Genomic DNA, 19,930 nt, shown 5'->3' on the forward strand with positions numbered 1-19,930 from the left:
CCCGAAGTCGAGCGTCTTCGGACCCTCAGGCCCCGGTGTGGGATTGTTCACTGGCCCCCGCGGAGGCCGCCGGAGGGGTGAGCGGTTTCGAGAGCACCTGTCGCATCCGTGCGTCCGCCGGGGGCCGCGCGCCTCCCGTACCCGCACCGGGAGCAGCCGGAGCCGGGCCGGTCGCGCCGTCCGTACTGGCGGCGGCCGCCGTCCGGGCCTGGTCCAGCGTCAGTCCTGCCGACCGGCCGTGCAGTGCGAGGGTCATCAGCTGGTTGCCGAACCACGGTCCGCCTGTGCGCCGCCACTTGAGGATCGGCCGTCCCGCCCTGCCGTGCCGGGCCAGAGCCCTGCCGAGCAGCCGTCCCGCACGGCTCCAGCCGAACCGGAAACCGGCGCGCATGACAGCCGGAATGCTGTTGTGTATCGGCGAACATGTCAGCTGCAGCACGCGTGAGGTCAGCCGCTTCCCGTCCCGCTCCGCGGGGAACAGCGGTTCGGCGACGTACGCGTGGTGCACGTCGCCGGACAGGACGCAGACCGTCGCCGGTGCCTCCGGCGCCGAGGCGACCTCCTCGATCAGCGCGGTCAGGTCCGCGAACGAGCGCGGGAAAGCCGCCCAGTGCTCCAGGTCGGCCTCCTGGCGCAGACGTTCGCCCAGCCGCGCCCAGCGGGCGCCGCGCGAACCGGCGCACAGGGCGGTGTTCCACGCCTCCGCGTCGTGGATGGCGGGCGGCAGCAGCCAGGGCAGCGAGGTGCCGATGAGCAGGTGGTCGTAGCTGCCGGTGCCACCGTCCAGCGCCTGCCGGCGCAGCCACGCCATCTCGCTGTCGTCGAGCATGCGGCGCTCCTGCTCGCCCAGGACGCGGCCCGCGCGCGTGTCGGCCATCAGCAGCCGTACCCGGCCGAAGTCGCGCCGGTAGCTCCAGCGCACCGCGTTCGGGTCGGCATCGGCCTGCTCGGCGAACTTCCGCAGGGGCACGACACCGTCACCGGTGTCGCCGGCCTCCCGTACGGCCGCGTAGAGCGGGTCCTCGGCCAGTTCGCCGGGCGAGAGGTTGCCCAGGTGCTGGTAGACCCAGTACGAGGTCAGGCCGCCGAGGATCCGCTCGCGCCACCAGGACGTCGCGCGGATGTCGCGCTGCCAGGCCTCGCTGGTGTTCCAGTCGTCGATGACGTCGTGATCGTCGAAGATCATGCAGCTGGGGACGGTCGACAGGAGCCAGCGGACTTCGGGGTCGAGCCACGACTCGTAGTAGAGCTCGGTGTATTCGGTGTAGTCGGCCACCTGGTCCCAGGGCGGCTCGGACAGATCGCGGTGCGCGGCGAGCCGCTCGCGGACACCGGCGGAGGTCTCGTCCGCGTACACCTGGTCTCCCAGCAGTACGAGCAGATCAGGTCGCGGGCCGCCCGCGATGGCCCGCTGTGCGAGCGCGTCCAGGGCGTCCGGGCCCACCGGGTCGTGGGAGCTGTCGGCGGGGCGGGAGGCCCAGCGGCAGGAGCCGAAGGCCACGTCCAGCGCGGACGTGTCGGCCGCGGGGGTACGGATGGAGCTCGGCGGCAGCAGCGACCCGGCGAGCGGCCACACCTCCTCGCCGTCCAGCAGCACGCGGTACGGGGTCTCGCTGCCCGGCTCCAGGCCGACCACGGTCACCAGCGCGTAGTGGTGTCCCGCGACACGCCAGGTGCGGGCGCTGCCGCCGGCACTGCTGCCGGTGCAGCGCACTTCGGCCTCGCACGGGCCGTCCGTCTCGACCCACACGGTTGCCGTGTCCTCGTCGACGTACCGCAGCAGCGGCCCCAGGAGCAGCCCGGCCATGGTGGTCTCCCTCCGTCGCTTCGCACCGTACGGAACGACGGAGGGAGTCGGCGAGTTTCCTGACCGAAGCCGCGGACGGAGTCCGCTCAGGGGTGCGCCGGGGAGGGCCGAGGACTCAGCAGGTGCCGAGGGCCTTCGTCAGCGCGTCCTTCTCGGCCTTGTCGGCGGTCAGCTTGTGCTCGTGCTTGACCCAGATCCACATGCGCGCGTAGGTGCAGTGGTAGTCAGCCTTGGGCGGCATCCACTGCGCCGGGTCCTGATCGCTCTTCTCCTGGTTCACGTTGTCCGTCACCGCGAGCAGCTGGGCGACGTCCAGATTGTTGGCGAAGGCCTCGCGCTGCTTCTGCGTCCAGTCGGCTGCCCCGGAGCGCCATGCCTGTGCCAGCGGCACCATGTGGTCGATGTCTATGTCGCCGGGCTTCGTCCACTTGGCGCCGTCGTACGGGCTGGTCCAAGTGCCCTTTGTCGGATAGCAGTCGGAGCCGGTCTCGACGCCCTCGCCGTCGCGCTTGAGGACGGCCTCGCGGGTGTTGCATCCGCTGCCCTGGTCGCTCCAGTGCGGGAACTTGTCGCGGTCGTAGCCGTCCATCGGTCCTTCGGCGGCCTCTTTGAGCTCGCCGAGCTGCTGTTTGGCCGTCTCCGCGCTCGGCGGAGCGGGCGGTTCGGCCTGTGCGGTGGAGGTGCCGGTGGTCAGCAGCAGGAGGGCCGCGCTGACGGCTGCGAGGACGCCGGTGAGCAGCGTCTTCCATCGACGCGCGTAGAGGGGGCGCCCTCTGTCGTGTATGCGGAGCATCCGAACTCCCGTGGTGTATGTGGGGGGTTGTGGAGTGGATCCTGCCGACGGCGGGTGTCGGCCCGGCAGTCGGCAGGTAACAGGGTGACGACATGTACACGTCGCATCAAGCCCTGTGGAGCGCAGGATGCCCAACGCGCCTCCGCCTCATACGAACTGACACCCCATAGGGTGAACCGGTGCTGCTCGCCGCCAACGCCCTGCTGCCTGTCAACCGCACGCTCGCAGCCGTCCTCGCGGTCCTGCTGCTCTGCGCGGCGGCCGTCACGTCGATCGCCCACCTCGCCCAGGACAACGGCCGCCCGTACGCGCGCGCGGTGTTGGCTGCCGGACTGCGCGCCGCCGTCCAACTGGCCGCCGTTTCCTGGGTGATCGTGTGGGTGGTCGGTGCCGTACCGACTCTGCTGGCGTTCATCGTGCTGATGTTCGCCGTCGCGGTGCGGACGGCCGGCCGCCGCATCACGCCGAACGGCACGTGGTGGTGGGCCGCCGTGCCGATCGCCGCCGGAGTGCTGCCGGTGCTCGCCGTACTGCTGCTGACCGGTCTCGTCCCGCTGCGCGGTATCGCGCTCGTGCCCGTCGCGGGCATCCTCATCGGCGGCGCGCTGACGGCGACCGTGCTGGCCGGGCGGCGGGCGCTGGAGGAACTGGCGGTCCGCGGCGGCGAGGTCGAGGCGGGCATGGCGCTCGGGATGCTGCCGCGCGAGGCGCGTCTGGAGATCGCCCGCCCCGCCGCGGCGGGAGCGCTGCTGCCGGGTCTCGACCAGACCCGCACTGTGGGTCTGGTCACACTGCCGGGCGCCTTCGTCGGCATGCTGCTGGGCGGCGCCTCGCCCGTACTGGCGGGTGCGGTGCAGCTGTTCGTGCTCGTCGCGCTGATGCTCGTGCAGTCGGTCGCGGTGTCCGCGGCGCTGGAGCTCATCGCCCGCGGGGTCCTGCATCGCGTACCCTCTGTGGCGTCAGAAGGGGAGTAGCTCTTCGCCGGACCGTCGACATACTGGGTGACTCGATCACCCCGGCGCCCGGAGCGAGCGGCCCACGGGCCCCCGCCAGCGAGACCTTCGGCAGCAGTGTCCACAGCAGACGCTGCCGTGCCGAAGTGTGTCTCAGCAGCGGTACGGCAGCCCGATCCCCGAGGATCCTCTCGTGATCAGTTTCACCGTCGCCGCCGTCGTGTTCGGCGTCGTCTTCCTCGCCGAACTGCCCGACAAGACCGCACTGGCCGGCCTGATGCTCGGCACCCGCTACCGCGCCTCGTACGTGTTCGCCGGTGTCGCCGCGGCCTTCGCCGTGCACGTCGTGCTCGCCATCGCCGCGGGCAGCGTGCTGACTCTGCTGCCGCACCGCCTCGTGCAGGGCATCGTCGGCGTGCTCTTCCTGATCGGCGCCGCCGTCCTGCTGCTGAAGAAGGACGACGACGAGGACGAGGAGATCAAGGCACCCGCCGACCAGTCCTTCTGGAAGGTCGCGGGCAGCGGATTCAGCCTCATCCTCGTCGCCGAGTTCGGTGACCTCACCCAGATCATGACTGCCAACCTCGCGGCCCGGTACGACGATCCGGTGTCGGTCGGCCTCGGCGCCGTGCTCGCCCTGTGGGCCGTGGCGGCCATCGGCATCCTCGGCGGCCGCACACTGATGAAGTTCGTGCCGCTGCGGCTCATCACCAAGGTCGCCGCCGTCGTCATGCTCGCCCTCGCCGGCTTCAGCCTGTACGAGGCGGTCGCCGCGTAACGCCCGCGGGGCGCGCGGCCGCACCCGCGCGCCCGCACCGCGGCGCACCGTACGGCGCGGAACACGGCGGTCAGTGCGGACGCGAATGGATGCCCCGGCAGGCTGGTACCCGGGGTTGCCGTGACGATGGGTGAGGGCCGGACCGCCCGCGGGCCGGGGCCCGGCCGCTCACGCCAGGCCTGCCCGTACGAGGAGGGTCCATGACGGCGCAACCGGTTTCCGGCGCGTCCCCCGCGGCGCCGCCCGAAAGCGGCGAACATGCCAAGCCCACCGTCCTGATCGCCATCGGCGCACTGCTGATGGGCATGCTGCTCGCCGCGCTCGACCAGACGATCGTGGCGACCGCCCTGCCCACGATCGTCAGCGACCTGGGCGGGCTCGATCATCTGTCCTGGGTGGTGACGGCATATCTGCTCGCCGCGACGGCGGCGACTCCGCTGTGGGGCAAGCTGGGCGACCAGTTCGGCCGGAAGAAGCTCTTCCAGACCGCCATCGTGATCTTCCTGGCCGGGTCGGTGCTGTGCGGCATCGCGCAGAACATGCCGCAGCTCATCGCCTTCCGCGCGATCCAGGGGCTGGGCGGCGGCGGGCTGATGACGCTGTCGATGGCGATCGTCGGCGACCTCGTGCCGCCCCGCGACCGGGGCCGCTACCAGGGGCTGTTCGGCGCGGTCTTCGGCGCCACGAGCGTGCTCGGGCCGCTGCTGGGCGGCCTGTTCACCGAACACCTCAGCTGGCGCTGGGTGTTCTACATCAACCTGCCCGTCGGCGCCGTCGCCCTCGTTGTCATCGCCGCCGTGCTGCACATTCCGGTACGCAGCAAGCGGCACCGCATCGACTATCTGGGCACGCTCCTGATCGCCTCCGCCGCCGCCTGTCTGGTGCTGCTCACGTCGCTGGGCGGCACCAGCTGGCCGTGGATGTCGTGGGAGACGTGGCTGCTGGCGGTACTGGCCGCCGTGCTGGTGGTGTGCTTCGTGGCGGTCGAGCGGCGCGCGGCCGAACCGGTGCTGCCGCTCAAGCTGTTCGGCATCCGCACTTTCACCCTGTGCTCGGTCATCGGGTTCGTCGTCGGCTTCGCCATGTTCGGGGCGATGACCTACCTGCCGACCTTCCTGCAGGTCGTCAAGGGCATCTCGCCGACCATGTCCGGTGTGCACATGCTGCCGATGGTGGCCGGCGTGCTGTTCTCCTCCACGCTGTCCGGCCAACTGGTCAGCCGTACCGGACGGTGGAAGATCTTTCCCGTGCTCGGTACGGCGGTCACCACCGGCGGCCTGCTGTTGCTGCACCGGATGGATCCCGCGTCGTCGACGCTGGAGATGAGCTGCTACTTCCTGGTGTTCGGGCTCGGCCTGGGGCTGGTCATGCAGGTACTGGTGCTGGCCGTGCAGAACGCCGTCGGGTACGAGGACCTGGGCGTCGCCACGTCGGGTGCCAGCTTCTTCCGCTCCATCGGCGCCTCGTTCGGCGTCGCCGTCTTCGGCACGATCTTCACCGGGCGCCTCGGCGACAAGATCGCCGAGGCGATGCGCGGGCAGCAACTGCCGCCCGGTGTCACGCCGTCCGCCATGCAGCACGACCCGAGGGCCGTCGGCCAACTGCCGCCGGCTCTGCGGGAGGGCGTGCTCGGTGCGTACGCGTCGGCCATCACGGACGTCTTCCTGTACGCGGCGCCGGTCGTGCTCGTCGCGTTCGTCCTCGCACTGTTCCTGCGCGAGGACAAACTGCGGGCCAGTGTGCGGGTGCCCGAGGGCAGCGAGACGATGGCCGTCAATCCTGTCGACCGCACCTCGGCGGACGAGGTACGGCGTGCCCTCTCCACGCTCAGCACGCGGGCCGGGCAGCGCGAGCTGTACGCGCACATCGCCCAGGGCGCCGGTGTCGAACTGCGGCCCGCCTCCTGCTGGATGCTGCTGCGCCTCAGGCGCCACGGCACGATCGAGCCGGCCCTGCTCGCCGAGCAGACCGCGCTGCCGCGCGACGTGGTCGCCGCCGCCGCACGGGAGTTGGAGGAGCGCGGTCTTGCCGTACGGGAAGGGCTGGAACTGTTCGCGTCGCCGGCGGGGGAGCAGACCGCCGAACGGCTGGCCGCGGCGCGGGAGAGGTCGCTCGGCGAACTGCTGGGCGACTGGTGGACAGAGGACCGGCCGCGGGATCTCACGGAGCTGGTGCGGCAGTTGAACGCGGAGATCGGCGGCTCGGACGGCGAATGCCCCAGGTGGAACAAAGCGGCGTGAAACTGATGCCCCTCGCCGCCCCCGGACGGAGCCCGTCCGGGGGCGGCGGTCGTTTTTGGCCGATGTCGGTATGAGGTAACACGTTCGGGTGACGAACCGCGTAAGGTCCCGGTCTGGACAGTTACTGGCGATTCGGGCGCGGCTGCCGTGACAGTGCGGCCGCTCAGGGAGGGGACCGGCTTGACGGCACACAGATGCTGTCCGGGATGCGGTGCGGAGCTCGCTTCGGAGGGCCGAGCGGGTACCGGATGCGGCTGTGCGGGGCCGTTCACCGCAGGACACGACGATCCGATGCATATCCGTCCGTACGTCGATCTGCCCGACGACGGCGTGCAGGACAGTCCTGCCGGCGAGGAGCGGCCACAGCCCGACCTCGCACCCTTCGCCCGCTGCGGCACGGACGAGACGTCCGAACTGCCAGTGGTCGGGCCACCGTTGCGTCCCGCGGAGCCCGCCCCCGAGGCGGCGCCGGGCGACGGGCGGCACCGTGCGGGAGGCGCGCCGCGCCGCCGCCGTCCCGGCAACGCGCTGCTGGCCGCCGTCGGCGTCGCCGCGGCACTCGGCGCCGGACTGCTCAGCAGTCAGCTGCTGTTCGACAAGGACGACGGTTCCGACAGTCACAGCCTCAGCGCCGAGGACGCGGAGCCCGACCTCGGGCCGACCAACGCGCCGGCACACGAGAGCCCGTCACCGGATCGCACCGTCGCACAGCGTGCGCCCTCCAGCGCCTCGCCGAGCGCGCCGCCCCGTACGCAGACGTCCGCTCCGCAGCGGGCCGACCGGGACAGCCGCGTACACACCGAGTCGCCCGTGCCGGAGCCGAGCCGTTCGGCTCCCCGTACGGAAGGCGACGGGCGGGACGGACAGTGGCACGACGGTGGGCGCGACCGGGACCGGAGCGAGTCCGCCGGGCCCGGTGACGGCGGAGCCGAGGCGTCGGCGGACGACGGGACGCTGCGGGTGGGCGATTCGGGGCCCGAGGTGCGCGAGCTGCAGCTGCGGCTCAAGCAGGCCGGCTACCTCGACGACTCGGCGGAGGAGGACGGACAGTACTCCGCCGCGGTCCAGCAGTCGGTCTTCCGGTACCAGGCCGAGCACCGGATCGAGGACGACGTGCGGGGCGAGTACGGGCCGCAGACGCGCAGCTCACTGGAGTCCCGTACGAGCGGCTGACGGCAGGTGCGGACAAGCGCGTGAGGGCCGGGCACTGGCGCGACTCTCTCTCGTTTTGTATGTTTGGGAAACAAAGTGGTTCCGCCCGTGCCCCGCACCTCGACAGGATGGGGCGTCCCTGACCGGCGGGCGGGGCCATCTTTTTCCCTTCCCGATCGCACAGGGAGCCAGCGCGTCATGCCGATACCGTCCCTCACCGCACGCGGTCTGCTGCTCGACATGGACGGCACCCTCGTCAACTCCGACGCCGTGGTCGAGCGGATCTGGCGGCGCTGGGCCGCGGCCAAGGGTGTGGACCCGGACGAGGTGCTGAAGATCGCACACGGCCGGCAGGGCCACGCGACGATGGCCGCGGTGCTGCCCGACCGTCCCACGGAGGTCAACCACGCGGAGAACCGCGAGCTGTTGGCCGAGGAGACCACCGACGTCGACGGCGTCGTGCCCATCGCCGGGGCGCATGCGTTCATGGCCGCGATCGAGGACCTGCCGCACGCCCTGGTGACGTCGGCGGACACCGGACTGGCCGGCGCGCGCATGGGGGCGGCAGCCGTCCGCATGCCGCACGTCCGCATCACGGCGGAAGCCGTGAGCGCGAGCAAACCCGACCCCGAGGGTTTCCTCAAGGGCGCCGCGGAGCTGGGCTTCGACCCCGCCGACTGTGTGGCCTTCGAGGACTCCGGCGCGGGGATCGCCGCGGCGCTGGCAGCCGGCATGCAGGTGGTGGGCGTCGGCCCGCGCGCGGGTGCGTACGGGCCGACGGCGCATGTACAGGACCTGACGCAGGTCCGGGTCACGCCCCTGCCGGACGGTGCGGGACTGCGGCTCGACTTCACCGGCGAGAGCAGCTGACGGAAGCCGCCTGCGGGCGGTACGCCGCGACGGGAGACCGACGGCGGCCGGCCGGAGCCGGTCACGCGTCAGTCCCGCCTGTCGGTTCCGCGTTCCACGGGGTGGTGCCGCGGGGTCAGCTCTGCTGCGGCGCTGCCTGCTGCACGACCTCGAAGGACCACAGCGTCGAACCCGAGGCGGCCGGCTTGGGGCGCTCGCCCTCGCTGCCGTTGCTCTCGCCGCCGCCCTGACCGCCACCCTGGTGCGCGGCCTTCATCGGGCCCTCCATCCAGGCCTGGAAGTCCTCCTCGCTGCGCCAGCGGGTGTACACCATGTACTGGTCCGTCCCCTCGACGGGGCGCAGCAGCTCGAACCACTCGAAGCCGTCGGAGTTCTCCACGGCCCCGGCACGGGAGGCGAAGCGCTTCTCCAGCGTCTCGCGCTGCTCTTCGGGAACCGTCAGAACGTTGATCTTCACGATGCTCATGCGTCCATCCTGCCGCACGGCCTGGTGAGCGGGCTGTGCGCCCCGGCCGGGGCGGAGGGGTGGTGGACGGGGGCGTTCCGTGGCGGCCGGAAAGCACTCATGCCCCGTGAAATGACTTGCCCGCCCTCATCATGGAGTGTCAGGTAACAAGGGGATTTTCTGCGTCTGACTTCTCGGCTGCGGGGTGGGGCCGCGGCGGGAACCACTGGCTGGACTGCATGTGACGGGGCTGCACACGGGGGCCGGACAGGACGGGGGCAACTGGGCGTGGGGGCGGACACGGTGGGGGAGACTGCCCAGGGCCGGGGGGCCAGGACAGCGCTGACGCTGGGTGCGTTGTGGCTGCTGGCGGGGGCGCTGGCGGCGCGGCAGACCGCCGCCGTACTGCGCCTGCCTCCGGAGGAGCGGCTGACGGAGCTGCTGGCCTGGATAGGCGACAACGGTGTGCTGCGCGTACGTGATGCGCTGTACGACGGCTCGTCCCCGTTCACCGGGACGCCGTTCGCCGGTCTCGTGCTCAAGCCGCTGACCTCCGCGGCGGAGCAAGGACTCGGCGTGGCCTGGACGTTCGGCACGCTGCTGCTCGTCGCCGCCGTCGGACTGGTGGCCGTGCGGGCGCTGCCCCGGCCGCTGTCGCCGCGGACCCGGCTGTTCGCCGTGCCGGTCGCCCTCGGGCTGCTGATGCTGTCGGTGCCCGTCCGGAACACCTTCCATCTCGGACAGACCAGCATCCTTCCGGTGCTGCTGGTGCTCGTCGGCTGGCTGGCGAAGGAGCGCGAACGGCCGTGGCCCGGCGTGCTGTTCGGGCTCGCGGCGGCGCTGCAGCCGGCCGTGCTGCTGTTCCTTCCGCTGCTGTGGGCCACGGGGCGGCGGCGGACGGCGTTCGCCGCCGCCGGTACGTTCGCCGTGTGCACGGCTGCCGCCTGGGCGGCGATGCCGGGCGACTCATGGACGTACTGGGTGCACCATGTGGCCGGTGCCGGTCTCGGTGACGAGGCCGACGCGACGGCCAACCAGTCGTTGCACGGTGCGCTGCTGCGCCTCGGACTGAACGGCCCGCTCGAACTCGCCCTGCTCGCCGTGCTGGTGTGCGTGGTCGGATGGTGCGCACTGCGACGTGCGATCCGGTACGCGCGGGACGGCCAGCAGCTGCTCGCCGCCGCGGTGGCGGGATGCGCGGTGGTCGCCGTGTCACCGACCGCGTGGCAGCACCAGCAGCTGTGGATCCTCCTCGCCGTCGTCGGCAGGGTGGGGAGGCGCAGAGTCGACCGGATGGTGTGGCCGGCGCTCGTCGTCCTGGTGATGTCGCTGAAGGGCGACGCCCTCGTACCGCATGTGTCCTGGCTGCCCGGCATCGCCGACAACGCGCCCCTGATCGCGGGACTGTCGGCCGCATGCCTGGTGCCGTTCCTGTCGCGCAAGTCGGCGCTGTGGGACAGACCTGTGCCGTCGAGCCCGTTCAGCCGGCCGCATCTGATGCTGGAGCTGCTGCTGATCCGGGTCGGCTACTGGGCCTACTCGTACGTGCGCGGGCAGGCGCCCGACGAGCGGAGCACCGCCGAGGGGCACGGCGACCAGATGCTCGCCATCGAGTCCTTCCTGAGGGTCGACGTGGAGCACGCGGTCAACAGGCTGACGGCGCGCACCCCTTGGCTCGAGGGCTTCTCCAACTTCTACTATTCGGCCTTCCACTTCCTGATACCGCTCGTGCTGCTCGCGTGGCTCTACTGGCGACGTCCCGGCGCCTACCGGCCCGCACGCGGGGCGCTCGGTTTCGCCACGCTGCTGGGCCTCGTCGGCTTCTGGCTCTATCCGCTCGCGCCGCCGCGGCTGATGCCAGGACTGGGATACATCGACACCGCGCACGGACCGCAGGATCTGACGTCCCCCGACTTCGGCGCACTGACGGAACTGTCCAACCAGTACGCGGCGATGCCCTCGCTGCATGTCGGATGGTCACTGTGGTGCACGGTCGTCGTGCTGCGCACGGTGCGAAATCCCTGGCTGCGTGCGGCCGGTGTGCTCTATCCGCTGCTGACCACTTTCGTGGTCACGGCCACCGCCAACCACTATCTGCTCGACGCGGTGGGCGGGGTGGCCGTTGTGGCGGCCGGCCTCTGGCTGGCGGGCCGGGTGTGGGGCCGGCAGTGGGACCGGCGTGGCGAAGAGCAGTCCGGCACCGTTGAGCAGCACGCGGCGGGCGAGCCGAAGGGCGCGCCGACGACCCGCGCCGCGGGAGCGGAGGCCGAAGTGTCCGTGGGTGGCGGAACGTTGACCCGTGTCACCCGGGCGGTGCCGGTGACCGCACCGCCCGGGACGCCGCGCGCCGGCAACCGTACGGAGCACGGCGGGGACCGTACGGCGCAGGCCCCGCCGGAGTGAGCCCCTGGCGCGCCGTCAGGCGTAGTCGACGCGCAACTCCTTGATGCCGTTCAGCCAGGCCGAACGGAGCCGGCGCGGGTCGCCGGAGAGCGTGATGCCGGGCATGGCGTCGGCGATCGCGTTGAAGATGAGGTTGATCTCCAGCACGGCGAGGCTCTTGCCGAGGCAGAAGTGCGGGCCGCCGCCGCCGAATCCCAGATGGGGGTTGGGGTCGCGGGTGATGTCGAACTGTTCGGGGTGGTCGAAGACAGTGGGGTCGTTGTTGGCGGACGAGTAGAAGAGGCCGACCCGTTCACCTTCCTTGATCTTCACGCCGCCGATCGAGGTGTCCTGGGTGGCGGTCCGCTGGAAGGACACGACGGGGGTGGCCCACCGTACGATCTCCTCCGCCGTGGTCTCGGGCCGCTCCCGTTTGTACAGCTCCCACTGGTCGGGGTGGGTCATGAAGGCGTGCATGCCGTGGCTGATCGCGTTCCGTGTGGTCTCGTTGCCCGCGACGGCCAGCAGGATGACGAAGAAGCCGAACTCGTCCGAGCTGAGGTTCCCTTCGCCCTCGGCGGCGACCAGATTGGTGACGATGTCCTTCGCCGGACAGGCCTTGCGGGACTCCGCCATGCCCATCGCGTAGGCGATCAGTTCGGCTGCCGACTGGGTGCCGATCTCCTCGGTGATGGCGTACTCGGGGTCGTCGTACGCCACCATCTTGTTGGACCAGTCGAAGATCTTGATCCGGTCCTCCTGCGGGACGCCGATCAGTTCGGCGATCGCCTGGAGCGGCAGTTCGACCGCGATGTCGGTGACGAAGTCGCCGGTCCCCTTCGTCCTGGCGGTCTGCACGATGCGCTCCGCGCGCTCGCGCAGGGTGTTCTCCAGTGCGCGTATGGAGCGCGGGGTGAAGCCGCGCTGCACGATCTGCCGGACCCTGGTGTGCTCGGGCGGGTCCATGTTGAGCATGATCAGCTTCTGGATGTCGATCTGGTCGCGCGTCATGTGCTCGGCGAACCGTATGACCGCGGTGTTGGTGTTCGAGGAGAACAGTTCCGGGTGGGTGGAGACTTCCTTGACGTCCTCGTGCCGGGTCACGACCCAGTAGCCGTCGTCGTCGAAACCGGCCAGCCCGTGCGGCTGTTCGTTCCACCAGACGGGCGCGGTCTCGCGCAGCTGCGCGAACTCCGGTACGGGCACACGTTCCTGATAGACGTCCGGGTCGGTGAAGTCGAACCCGTCGGGCAGCGCGGGGCAGGGGGACATCGGCAGCTCCACTCATCCATGACTGGCGTCGGACGGTGCTGTTCGGAGGCCCGGGCGGCGGAGCCCGGCCCTCCGGCGATCTCTGACGGCCCATCAGAAGGCGGCCTTGAAGGTAGTAACGGGTTCTACAAGTGGCAAGAGGCACGACGGCGGGGATTCCGCATACGGGCGCGCGGGACCCGTGCACGACCCTTGCGCGGCGGGCGCGAGGCTCATAAGACTGTTTGTGTAACTAGAACTCGTTTCTGGTTTCCAGGTTTTGAGCCGCTGCCGCGCCGCCCGGAGGGACGACCCATGGCCGCAGAACCCGTCATCGTCGAAGCAGTGCGCACCCCCATCGGCCGGCGTGGAGGGGCCCTGGCGAATCTCCATCCGGCCTATCTGCTGGGGGAGACCTACCGCGAACTCCTGGGCCGTACGGGCATACACGCCGACTGTGTGGAGCAGATCGTCGGCGGCACCGTCACCCACGCTGGCGAACAGTCCATGAACCCGGCGCGCAACGCCTGGCTGGCGATGGGCCTGCCGTACGAGACCGCGGCGACGACCGTCGACTGTCAGTGCGGCTCCTCGCAGCAGGCGAACCACATGGTGGCCAACATGGTCGCCGCGGGTGTCATCGACATCGGCATCGGCTGCGGTGTGGAGGCCATGTCCCGGGTGCCGTTGGGCAGTGCGTCGAAGCACGGTCCGGGCAAGCCGTGGCCGGACGAATGGAACGTCGATCTGCCCAACCAGTTCGAGGCCGCCGAGCGCATCGCCCGCAATCGGGGGCTGACCCGCGAACGGGTCGACTCGCTGGGCCTGTTGTCGCAGGAGCGGGCCGCGACCGCCTGGGCCGAGGAGCGCTTCAAGCGCGAGACGTTCGCCGTCCAGGTGCCCACGTCCGAGGAGGAACAGGCCGCCGGACAGGGCATGTGGCGGCACGTCGAACGCGACGAGGGGCTGCGGGACACGTCCATGGAAGCGCTGGCGAGCCTCAAGCCCGTCATGCCGTCCGCCGTGCACACCGCGGGCAACTCCTCGCAGATCTCCGACGGTGCGAGTGCCGTCATGTGGGCGTCGAAACGGATGGCACGGGCGCTGAAGCTGAAACCGCGGGCACGCATCGTCGCCCAGGCACTCGTCGGCGCCGACCCGCACTACCATCTGGACGGTCCGATCGACGCCACACGTGCGGTCCTGGGCAAGGCCGGAATGTCGCTGAAGGACATCGGCATCGTCGAGATCAACGAGGCGTTCGCCTCCGTCGTGCTGTCCTGGGCGCAGGTCTTCGAGCAGGACCTCTCGAAGGTCAACGTGAACGGCGGCGCGATCGCCCTGGGGCACCCCGTGGGCGCCTCGGGGGCGCGGCTCATCACGACGGCTCTGCACGAACTGGAACGCCAGGACAAGGAGTTCGCCCTCGTCACCATGTGTGCGGGCGGCGCCCTGTCGACGGCCACCATTCTGCAGCGGCTGTAGGGACGCGTCTCTCAGCCGGACAGTGCCCCTCTTCGCGCGGCCTACGGTGAGAAGGTCACCGGTGCGTCGAAGGCCGCGCGGCGGGTGGCCCGGCGGAGGGCGCGCAGGAGTGTGCCGCCCAGGGTGAGGGTGAGCACGACGGTCAGCAGTGCGCGGGGGACGTCCCAGCCGAGGGACGTCGCCAGCACGTACGCGAGGTACCGGGTGAGGTTCTCGTGCAGCGGGTCGCCCGGTACGAAGGAGATGCCCGAGCCGAGGCCCGCGATGTACGGCCAGCCCTGAAGGTTCATCACCAGGCCGTAGAGCAGCGCCGCGAGGGCGCCGTACGCGGCGAGCAGCAGCAGTTCGGCGCGCCCGCGCAGCTCCAGGGGGCGGGGGAGGAGCCCGGCGCCCATGGACACCCAGCCCATCGCGAGCATCTGGAACGGCATCCAGGGGCCGACTCCGCCGGTGAGCAGCGCGCCCGCGAACATCGACAACGCGCCCAGTACGAAGCCGAATCCGGGGCCGAGGACGCGGCCGGAGAGCACCATCAGGAAGAACATCGGCTCCAGTCCCGCGGTGCCGGCGCCGAGGGGGCGGAGTGCGGCGCCGGCCGCGGCGAGTACGCCGAGCATCGCGACGGCCTTCGCGTCGAGGCCGGTGTCGGCGACAGTCGCGACGGCGACGGCGAGGAGCAGCGGAAGCAGCGCCGCGAACAGCCAGGGCGCGTCCCGGGAGTGGGCCAGCCCGGAGGTGGTGTCGGCCAGCAGGGGCCAGGCGAAGGCGGCGGCTCCGGCGGCGGAGGTGAGGACCAGCGCGGCGATCGAACGGGGGCCCAGTCGCACGGCCTGCGTGCGCCGGCGTACGGGCCCGTCCGCCCGGGGCGCCCCTGACGGGGACGGGACGGCTTTCGCGGAGGACGGGGACCGGCCGGGGCTCATCGGGTGGCCTGCCCGGGGAGTGCCGCGCGGACCTGCGAGGCGGTGAGCCAGGCGTCCTGGGCGATGATCTTGGCGATCTGAGGGGCGTACGCGGGGGAGGAGGTGACCACTTCGGCCGTGGGCCCGTCGGCCACCGGTTCGCCCTGCGCCAGGATGACGACACGGTGGGCCAGTTCGGCCGCCAGCTCCACGTCGTGGGTGGCCAGGACGATGCCGTGCCCCTGTGCCGCAAGACCGCGCAGTACGCCCGTGAGCCGGGACTTCGCCGCGTAGTCGAGGCCGCGGGTGGGCTCGTCGAGCAGCAGCAGGGGCGGGCTCGCCGTGAGCACCACCGCGAGGGCGAGGGCGAGGCGCTGACCCTCCGACAGATCGCGGGGATGGGTGTCGTCCGTGATGCCGGGCAGCAGTTCGGACACCAGGGCGCGGCACGTGCCGGACTGTGCGCCGGCGTCCGTGTCGGCTGCCGCGCACTCGGCTGCCACCGTGTCCGCGTACAGCAGGTCGCGGGGCTCCTGCGGTACGAGGCCCACATGGCGCAGCAGTCGTGCGGGGCGGGTGCGGTGCGGGGTGAGGCCGCCCACGGTGACCGTGCCCGAGGTGGGTGTGTGCATACCGGCCAGCGTGTTCAACAGGGTGGACTTTCCGGCCCCGTTGCGGCCCATCAGGGCGACCGTTTCACCCGGCCGTACGGTGAGCGATGCCTCGCGCAGTGCGGTGACGCGGCCCCTCCTGAGCGTCAGCCGGGAGAGCTCCGCCAGCGGCGCACCGTCCTGCGGGGTGCCGTTCCCGGTGGAGGGCGGCGGGTGCCCGGCGAGGCGTTCGCGGAGGGGACCGGCGGCGCGGCGCGCGTCCCGTACGGACAGCGGCAGCGGGGACCAGCCCGCAGTCCGGCCGAGATCGACGACAGGCGGGACGACAGGGGAGACGGCCATCATGCGGGCGGGGTCGCCCAGTTGTGCCGGTGCGCCGGGGGCGGGCAGCAGGAGGACCTGATCGGCGTACTGGACGACGCGTTCCAGCCTGTGCTCGGCCATCAGGACGGTCGTGCCCAGGTCGTGCACGAGCCGCTGCAGGACGGCGAGCACTTCCTCGGCTGCCGCCGGGTCGAGCGCGGAGGTCGGCTCGTCCAGGACGAGGACGCGTGGGTGGGGGGTGAGGACGGAGCCGATGGCGACCCGCTGCCGCTGGCCGCCGGAGAGGGTGGCGAGGGGGCGGTCGCGCAGGTCGTTGAGGCCGAGCAGATCGAGGGTCTCCTCGACGCGGCGGCGCATCGTGCCGGGCGGCAGGCCCAGGGACTCCATGCCGTAGGCCAGTTCGTCCTCGACCGTGTCGGTGACGAAGTGCGCGAGGGGGTCCTGTCCCACGGTGCCGACGACGTCGGCCAGTTCGCGCGGTTTGTGCGTACGGGTGTCGCGGCCCGCCACGGTGACCTTGCCGCGCAGCGTGCCCCCGGTGAAGTGCGGAACGAGCCCGCACACCGCGTTCAGGAGGGTGGACTTGCCGACGCCGGACGGGCCGACGAGCAGGCACAGTTCCCCCTCCGGCACCTCCAGGTCGACGTGGTGCAGGGCGGGTTCGGCCTGCCCCTCGTACGTGACGGAGACCTGGTCGAAGCGGATCACGTGCGGTCACTCCAGTCGTCCTGGTGGTGCTGTGCCCGGCCCCCGGGCGCCGGCGCCACGAACGCCGGCAGCAGGCCGAGCAGTGTGGCCGCCGCGGGCCACAGGGGAAGTTCCGGCACGGTCAGCGGGACGGCCGGCGGGTGGAGGGCGGCGGGGTACGCGCTGTTCGCCCAGATCATGAGCGCCGCGACGGCCACTCCGGACCCGGTCACCAGCCAGGCGCGCGCACCCCAGCGGTCCGGGCGGTAGCGGGTGCGGACGCTGCGTCTGCCGCCGAGCCGCAGTCCGGCCAGCGCCAGCACGAGTCCGCACAGCAGCAACGGCAGCCCGAACGCCGCCCCTTCGGCGGCCAGCAGTGCGTACGTGCCCACGCACACGCCGAGCAGTCCGCCCAGGGTGAGAACGGTCGTCGTCCGGCGGACGGCGGGCGGCACCTGTGCGGTGCGGCCGTACCCGCGGGCGTCCATGGCGGCCGCCAGCGCCACCGAGCGCTCCAACGCGCCCTCCAGCACCGGCAGTCCGACCTGGGGCAGTCCGCGCAGCCCCTTGTCGTCCCTGCCGCGCAGCCGGCGTGCGGCACGCAGCCGCTGTACGTCGGCGACCAGGTTCGGCGCGAACGTCATGGCGACGACCACGGCGACACCCGCCTCGTACAGGGCGCCCGGCAGGGACTTCAGCAGCCGTGCCGGGTTGGCCAGCGCGTTGGCGGCGCCGACGCAGATGAGCAGCGTCGCGAGTTTCAGCCCGTCGTACAGCGCGAACACCATCCCCTCGGCCGTCACGCGCCCGCCGATGCGGACGCCCTGCGCCCAGTCGGGCAGCGGGACTTCGGGCAGGGTGACCACGGTGTGCGTGCCGGGGACAGGTGAGCCGAGGAAGAAGGCGAACACCAGACGGATGCCGATGACCAGCAGACCGAGCTTCAGGAACGCGCCGTACGAACGTGCCCACGGCGCGTCCGTACGGCGCGCCGCGACCACGTAGCCGGCGACGGCGGTCAGCAGGGCCAGCAGCAGCGGATTGGTCGTACGGGAGGCGGCAGTCGCCAGACCGAGCGCCCACAGCCACCACGCGCCGGGGTGCAGCGCTTCACTGCGGGAGGCCGGAGGAGGGCGCAGATGTGCGCGCACGCGGCTCACTCCCCGCGGCGGCGTGCCTGCCACACCGCCGCTCCGGCGAGACCGGCGATGACGACGACTCCCGCGCCGACGCCGACGCCGGTAGGCAGCCCGCCGTCGCCGTCATCCCCGTTGGACGCCGTGCTGTCGTCCTTGCCGGCCGAACTGTCGCTGCTTTCTTCGCTGTTGTCGCCCGACAACTGTTCGCCGCAGCCGCTCTTCGGGTAGCCCTTGGCGGCGCACAGCAGGGAGTCGGAGTTGTAGCGCAGCGGTGCGGCCACGCGCGCGAGTGCTTCGGCCGCGGTCGCGTCCTGTGCGACACGGGCGCACTCCGTCAGCCGCCGTGGCGGGGTGTCGCCTTTCGGCGCGTCGGCCGCGGTACCGAAGTCCACGCTGACGGCGATCCGTTTGGCACCCGCCTTGTCCTTCGTGTCGCCGCAGACCGTGTCGAACTGTGCGGTGCCGCGCGGGGTGGCGGCGTCCTTGGAGTCCTTGCTGACGGCGAAGCGGAACCCGATGACGTCACCGTCCGCGGGGCGCAGTACGGACGGACCCTGGGTGGCGTACGTCCACTTGGCGTCCTTCTGCTCCCAGAACGACCAGTAGCGGTAGCCGTCGACGGCCTGTGCGGTGCCCTGGCCGAGCAGTGCGAGGGCGGGCAGCAGCAGAGCGAGCAGCGCGCTTTTGGTGCGGCGGGCCATCACTGCCCCTGCCGCTTGCGGCGGACGACGAGGACAAGGCCCGCGACGACGACCACGGCGGCGCCCGCGAGCGACCAGGCGACCACCGTGCCGCTCCCGCCGTCCCCGGAGGCGGACTTGGGGCTCTCCGGCAGCTTCGCCGGCGCCGGCCCTGTCGCGTCGAGGCGCTTCAGCAGGTCGGTGCCGCCGAGCTCAGCCGGGTCGCCGCCCGTCGCGTGGACGGCCATCATCACCGTCGCGATGGCCGCCGGGTCGCTCTTCGCCTTGTTCCACTTGTCGAGGTTTCCGGCCAGCCAGTCGAGGGAGCGCTGCGCGGCCGCGGAGTGCCCGCCGGCGGCGAGGGCGATCACCGCGTCGGCGGTGTTGGCGTAGTCGGGCTGCCCCTTCGCACCCGGCATGACCGAGTCGAGGTGTCCGCCGTTCTTCTTCATCACGGACGCCAGATAGGCCGCGCCCGCGTCGGCGGCCTTGTCGTGTGCCAGCGGTTTGTCCTGTGCCGCCTGTGAACCCCCGGCGCAGTCCAGCGGCTTGAGGGGCCGGTCCTCCTCGTCCTCGCCGAGGGGTTCGACTGCCATCCCCTCGCCGAGGCCGGCCAGCGCGGCGGCGGCCGTGGCGTCGTCGTTGGCGGCGAGCTTGCCGTCCTTGCCGGGCTGATAGGCGTACGCGCCCCTGCTCGCGGCCGGTGCGTCACAGCCGAGCTGGAGGGCGGCGAGCGCGTCGTACGGGGACTTCTTCCCGCCGGCACCGTCGACCTTTTCGCCGGCTGCCGAAAGGGCGCCGATGACGACGGAGGTGGAGTTGGCGTCGGACGGGCCGCCCGCTCCGAAGCCCCAGCCGCCGTCCTTGTTCTGCACCGACTTGAGCCAGCCGGTCGCCTTGTTGACCGTGTTCGTGTGTCCGCCGACGGCGGCCAGCGCCTGCACGGCGACGGAGGTCGCGTTCGTGTCGGAGGGCGTTTTCTTCGCGTCGCACTTGCTGCCCGGGGCGGACCTGTACGCGGTGAACGAGCCGTCGGCGCACTGCTGTCCGGTCAGCCAGTCCACGGCCTTCCCGGCCGGTACGGCGCCCGCCGCGTCCTGCGCGAGCAGTGTGAGGGACTGCCGCCACACTCCGTCGAACTTCGGGTCGGCTTTCCCGTAGAGACCGTCCGGCAGTTTCGCCGACGGGGCGCCGGAGGACGGCGAGTCGTCGGCCAGTGCTGCCGGGGCTGTGAGTCCGCACAGCACGAGGGCGGCGACGGCGGAGGCCGGGGCCGCTGCCTTGCGGCGCAGGAACATGACGGTGCCTTTCGGTGAGCCGTGACCGGGACCGCCGGGGCGGGTCCGCAGCCGCGCACGGACGCGCTGCCGTGCGCTGGGCACGGCGGCACACCGGGCTCGCCTCCGTATACCTCGACGGTGCGTTGCACGT

At 71.7% G+C, this 19,930-nt stretch carries 16 protein-coding genes; 7 read left to right on the top strand and 9 right to left on the bottom strand.

Features of this window, described 5'->3' with window-relative positions:
* Window positions 1–25: 25 nt before the first annotated feature.
* Together AC3AGO_RS23870 and AC3AGO_RS23875 are read right to left on the bottom strand one after the other, a co-directional pair.
* Window positions 26–1,807, bottom strand: a complete 1,782-nt coding sequence (locus tag AC3AGO_RS23870; protein ID WP_487822274.1) for an alkaline phosphatase D family protein — start codon at window positions 1,805–1,807, stop codon at window positions 26–28.
* A gap of 115 nt (window positions 1,808–1,922) precedes the next feature.
* A complete protein-coding gene (locus AC3AGO_RS23875) occupies window positions 1,923–2,600 on the bottom strand; it encodes an HNH endonuclease family protein (protein ID WP_487822275.1) in 678 nt (225 codons plus the stop codon).
* A gap of 179 nt (window positions 2,601–2,779) precedes the next feature.
* On the opposite strand from AC3AGO_RS23875, the gene AC3AGO_RS23880 reads away from it, so the two are divergent.
* The 5 genes from AC3AGO_RS23880 to AC3AGO_RS23900 all read left to right on the top strand — a co-directional run bounded on the left by AC3AGO_RS23880 (window position 2,780) and on the right by AC3AGO_RS23900 (window position 8,593).
* A complete protein-coding gene (locus AC3AGO_RS23880; RefSeq protein WP_487822276.1) occupies window positions 2,780–3,574 on the top strand; it encodes an ABC transporter permease in 795 nt (264 codons plus the stop codon).
* 172 nt (window positions 3,575–3,746) lie between these two features.
* Complete coding sequence (locus AC3AGO_RS23885) at window positions 3,747–4,331, top strand: TMEM165/GDT1 family protein (RefSeq protein WP_487822277.1); 585 nt, start codon at window positions 3,747–3,749, stop codon at window positions 4,329–4,331.
* Between the two features lie 200 nt (window positions 4,332–4,531).
* On the top strand, window positions 4,532–6,571 hold the full coding sequence (locus AC3AGO_RS23890) for an MFS transporter (RefSeq protein WP_487822278.1): 2,040 nt from the start codon (window positions 4,532–4,534) through the stop codon (window positions 6,569–6,571).
* Between the two features lie 291 nt (window positions 6,572–6,862).
* Window positions 6,863–7,744, top strand: a complete 882-nt coding sequence (locus tag AC3AGO_RS23895) for a peptidoglycan-binding domain-containing protein (protein ID WP_487822279.1) — start codon at window positions 6,863–6,865, stop codon at window positions 7,742–7,744.
* Window positions 7,745–7,921: 177 nt separating this feature from the next.
* Window positions 7,922–8,593 (top strand): HAD-IA family hydrolase, encoded by a 672-nt coding sequence (locus AC3AGO_RS23900; RefSeq protein WP_487822280.1) that lies wholly within the window; start codon window positions 7,922–7,924, stop codon window positions 8,591–8,593.
* 115 nt (window positions 8,594–8,708) lie between these two features.
* Here AC3AGO_RS23900 and AC3AGO_RS23905 read toward each other — a convergent pair whose 3' ends face one another.
* Window positions 8,709–9,059: an antibiotic biosynthesis monooxygenase family protein gene (locus AC3AGO_RS23905; RefSeq protein ID WP_487822281.1), complete on the bottom strand. Its 351-nt coding sequence runs from the start codon at window positions 9,057–9,059 to the stop codon at window positions 8,709–8,711.
* Window positions 9,060–9,341: 282 nt separating this feature from the next.
* On the opposite strand from AC3AGO_RS23905, the gene AC3AGO_RS23910 reads away from it, so the two are divergent.
* Window positions 9,342–11,441 carry a bifunctional glycosyltransferase 87/phosphatase PAP2 family protein gene (locus AC3AGO_RS23910; protein ID WP_487822282.1) on the top strand — a complete coding sequence of 700 codons (2,100 nt, stop codon included), beginning with the start codon at window positions 9,342–9,344 and terminating at the stop codon, window positions 11,439–11,441.
* Between the two features lie 15 nt (window positions 11,442–11,456).
* On the opposite strand, the gene AC3AGO_RS23915 is transcribed toward AC3AGO_RS23910, so the two are convergent.
* On the bottom strand, window positions 11,457–12,692 hold the full coding sequence (locus AC3AGO_RS23915) for a cytochrome P450 (RefSeq protein ID WP_487822283.1): 1,236 nt from the start codon (window positions 12,690–12,692) through the stop codon (window positions 11,457–11,459).
* 294 nt (window positions 12,693–12,986) lie between these two features.
* Between AC3AGO_RS23915 and AC3AGO_RS23920 the strand changes: the two genes are divergently transcribed.
* Window positions 12,987–14,156, top strand: a complete 1,170-nt coding sequence (locus AC3AGO_RS23920; protein ID WP_487822284.1) for a steroid 3-ketoacyl-CoA thiolase — start codon at window positions 12,987–12,989, stop codon at window positions 14,154–14,156.
* 41 nt (window positions 14,157–14,197) lie between these two features.
* On the opposite strand, the gene AC3AGO_RS23925 is transcribed toward AC3AGO_RS23920, so the two are convergent.
* From AC3AGO_RS23925 to AC3AGO_RS23945, 5 genes are read right to left on the bottom strand one after another with little or no spacing between them, the layout of a single operon-like run.
* On the bottom strand, window positions 14,198–15,079 hold the full coding sequence (locus AC3AGO_RS23925; RefSeq protein WP_487822285.1) for an ECF transporter S component: 882 nt from the start codon (window positions 15,077–15,079) through the stop codon (window positions 14,198–14,200).
* The gene (locus tag AC3AGO_RS23930; RefSeq protein ID WP_487822286.1) at window positions 15,076–16,701 is read right to left on the bottom strand and encodes an ABC transporter ATP-binding protein; all 1,626 of its coding nucleotides are present in this window, start codon (window positions 16,699–16,701) and stop codon (window positions 15,076–15,078) included. Before AC3AGO_RS23930 ends, AC3AGO_RS23925 begins: the two co-directional genes overlap by 4 nt.
* Window positions 16,698–17,840 carry a CbiQ family ECF transporter T component gene (locus tag AC3AGO_RS23935; protein WP_487824783.1) on the bottom strand — a complete coding sequence of 381 codons (1,143 nt, stop codon included), beginning with the start codon at window positions 17,838–17,840 and terminating at the stop codon, window positions 16,698–16,700. The genes AC3AGO_RS23930 and AC3AGO_RS23935 overlap by 4 nt, the downstream gene beginning before the upstream one ends.
* Complete coding sequence (locus tag AC3AGO_RS23940) at window positions 17,837–18,520, bottom strand: SCO2322 family protein (RefSeq protein WP_487822287.1); 684 nt, start codon at window positions 18,518–18,520, stop codon at window positions 17,837–17,839. The genes AC3AGO_RS23935 and AC3AGO_RS23940 overlap by 4 nt, the downstream gene beginning before the upstream one ends.
* Window positions 18,520–19,881, bottom strand: a complete 1,362-nt coding sequence (locus AC3AGO_RS23945) for an SCO2321 family membrane protein (protein ID WP_487822288.1) — start codon at window positions 19,879–19,881, stop codon at window positions 18,520–18,522. Before AC3AGO_RS23945 ends, AC3AGO_RS23940 begins: the two co-directional genes overlap by 1 nt.
* Window positions 19,882–19,930 lie beyond the last annotated feature (49 nt).

The organism is Streptomyces sp. BL1, from assembly GCF_057628045.1.

Coding starts and splice junctions, on each gene's coding strand:
- AC3AGO_RS23870 (WP_487822274.1), bottom strand. CDS start 1,807: ATGGCCGGGCTGCTCCTGGGGCCGCTGCTGCGGTACGTCGACGAGGAC.
- AC3AGO_RS23875 (WP_487822275.1), bottom strand. CDS start 2,600: ATGCTCCGCATACACGACAGAGGGCGCCCCCTCTACGCGCGTCGATGG.
- AC3AGO_RS23890 (WP_487822278.1), top strand. CDS start 4,532: ATGACGGCGCAACCGGTTTCCGGCGCGTCCCCCGCGGCGCCGCCCGAA.
- AC3AGO_RS23895 (WP_487822279.1), top strand. CDS start 6,863: ATGCATATCCGTCCGTACGTCGATCTGCCCGACGACGGCGTGCAGGAC.
- AC3AGO_RS23900 (WP_487822280.1), top strand. CDS start 7,922: ATGCCGATACCGTCCCTCACCGCACGCGGTCTGCTGCTCGACATGGAC.
- AC3AGO_RS23905 (WP_487822281.1), bottom strand. CDS start 9,059: ATGAGCATCGTGAAGATCAACGTTCTGACGGTTCCCGAAGAGCAGCGC.
- AC3AGO_RS23915 (WP_487822283.1), bottom strand. CDS start 12,692: ATGTCCCCCTGCCCCGCGCTGCCCGACGGGTTCGACTTCACCGACCCG.
- AC3AGO_RS23920 (WP_487822284.1), top strand. CDS start 12,987: ATGGCCGCAGAACCCGTCATCGTCGAAGCAGTGCGCACCCCCATCGGC.
- AC3AGO_RS23925 (WP_487822285.1), bottom strand. CDS start 15,079: ATGAGCCCCGGCCGGTCCCCGTCCTCCGCGAAAGCCGTCCCGTCCCCG.
- AC3AGO_RS23940 (WP_487822287.1), bottom strand. CDS start 18,520: ATGGCCCGCCGCACCAAAAGCGCGCTGCTCGCTCTGCTGCTGCCCGCC.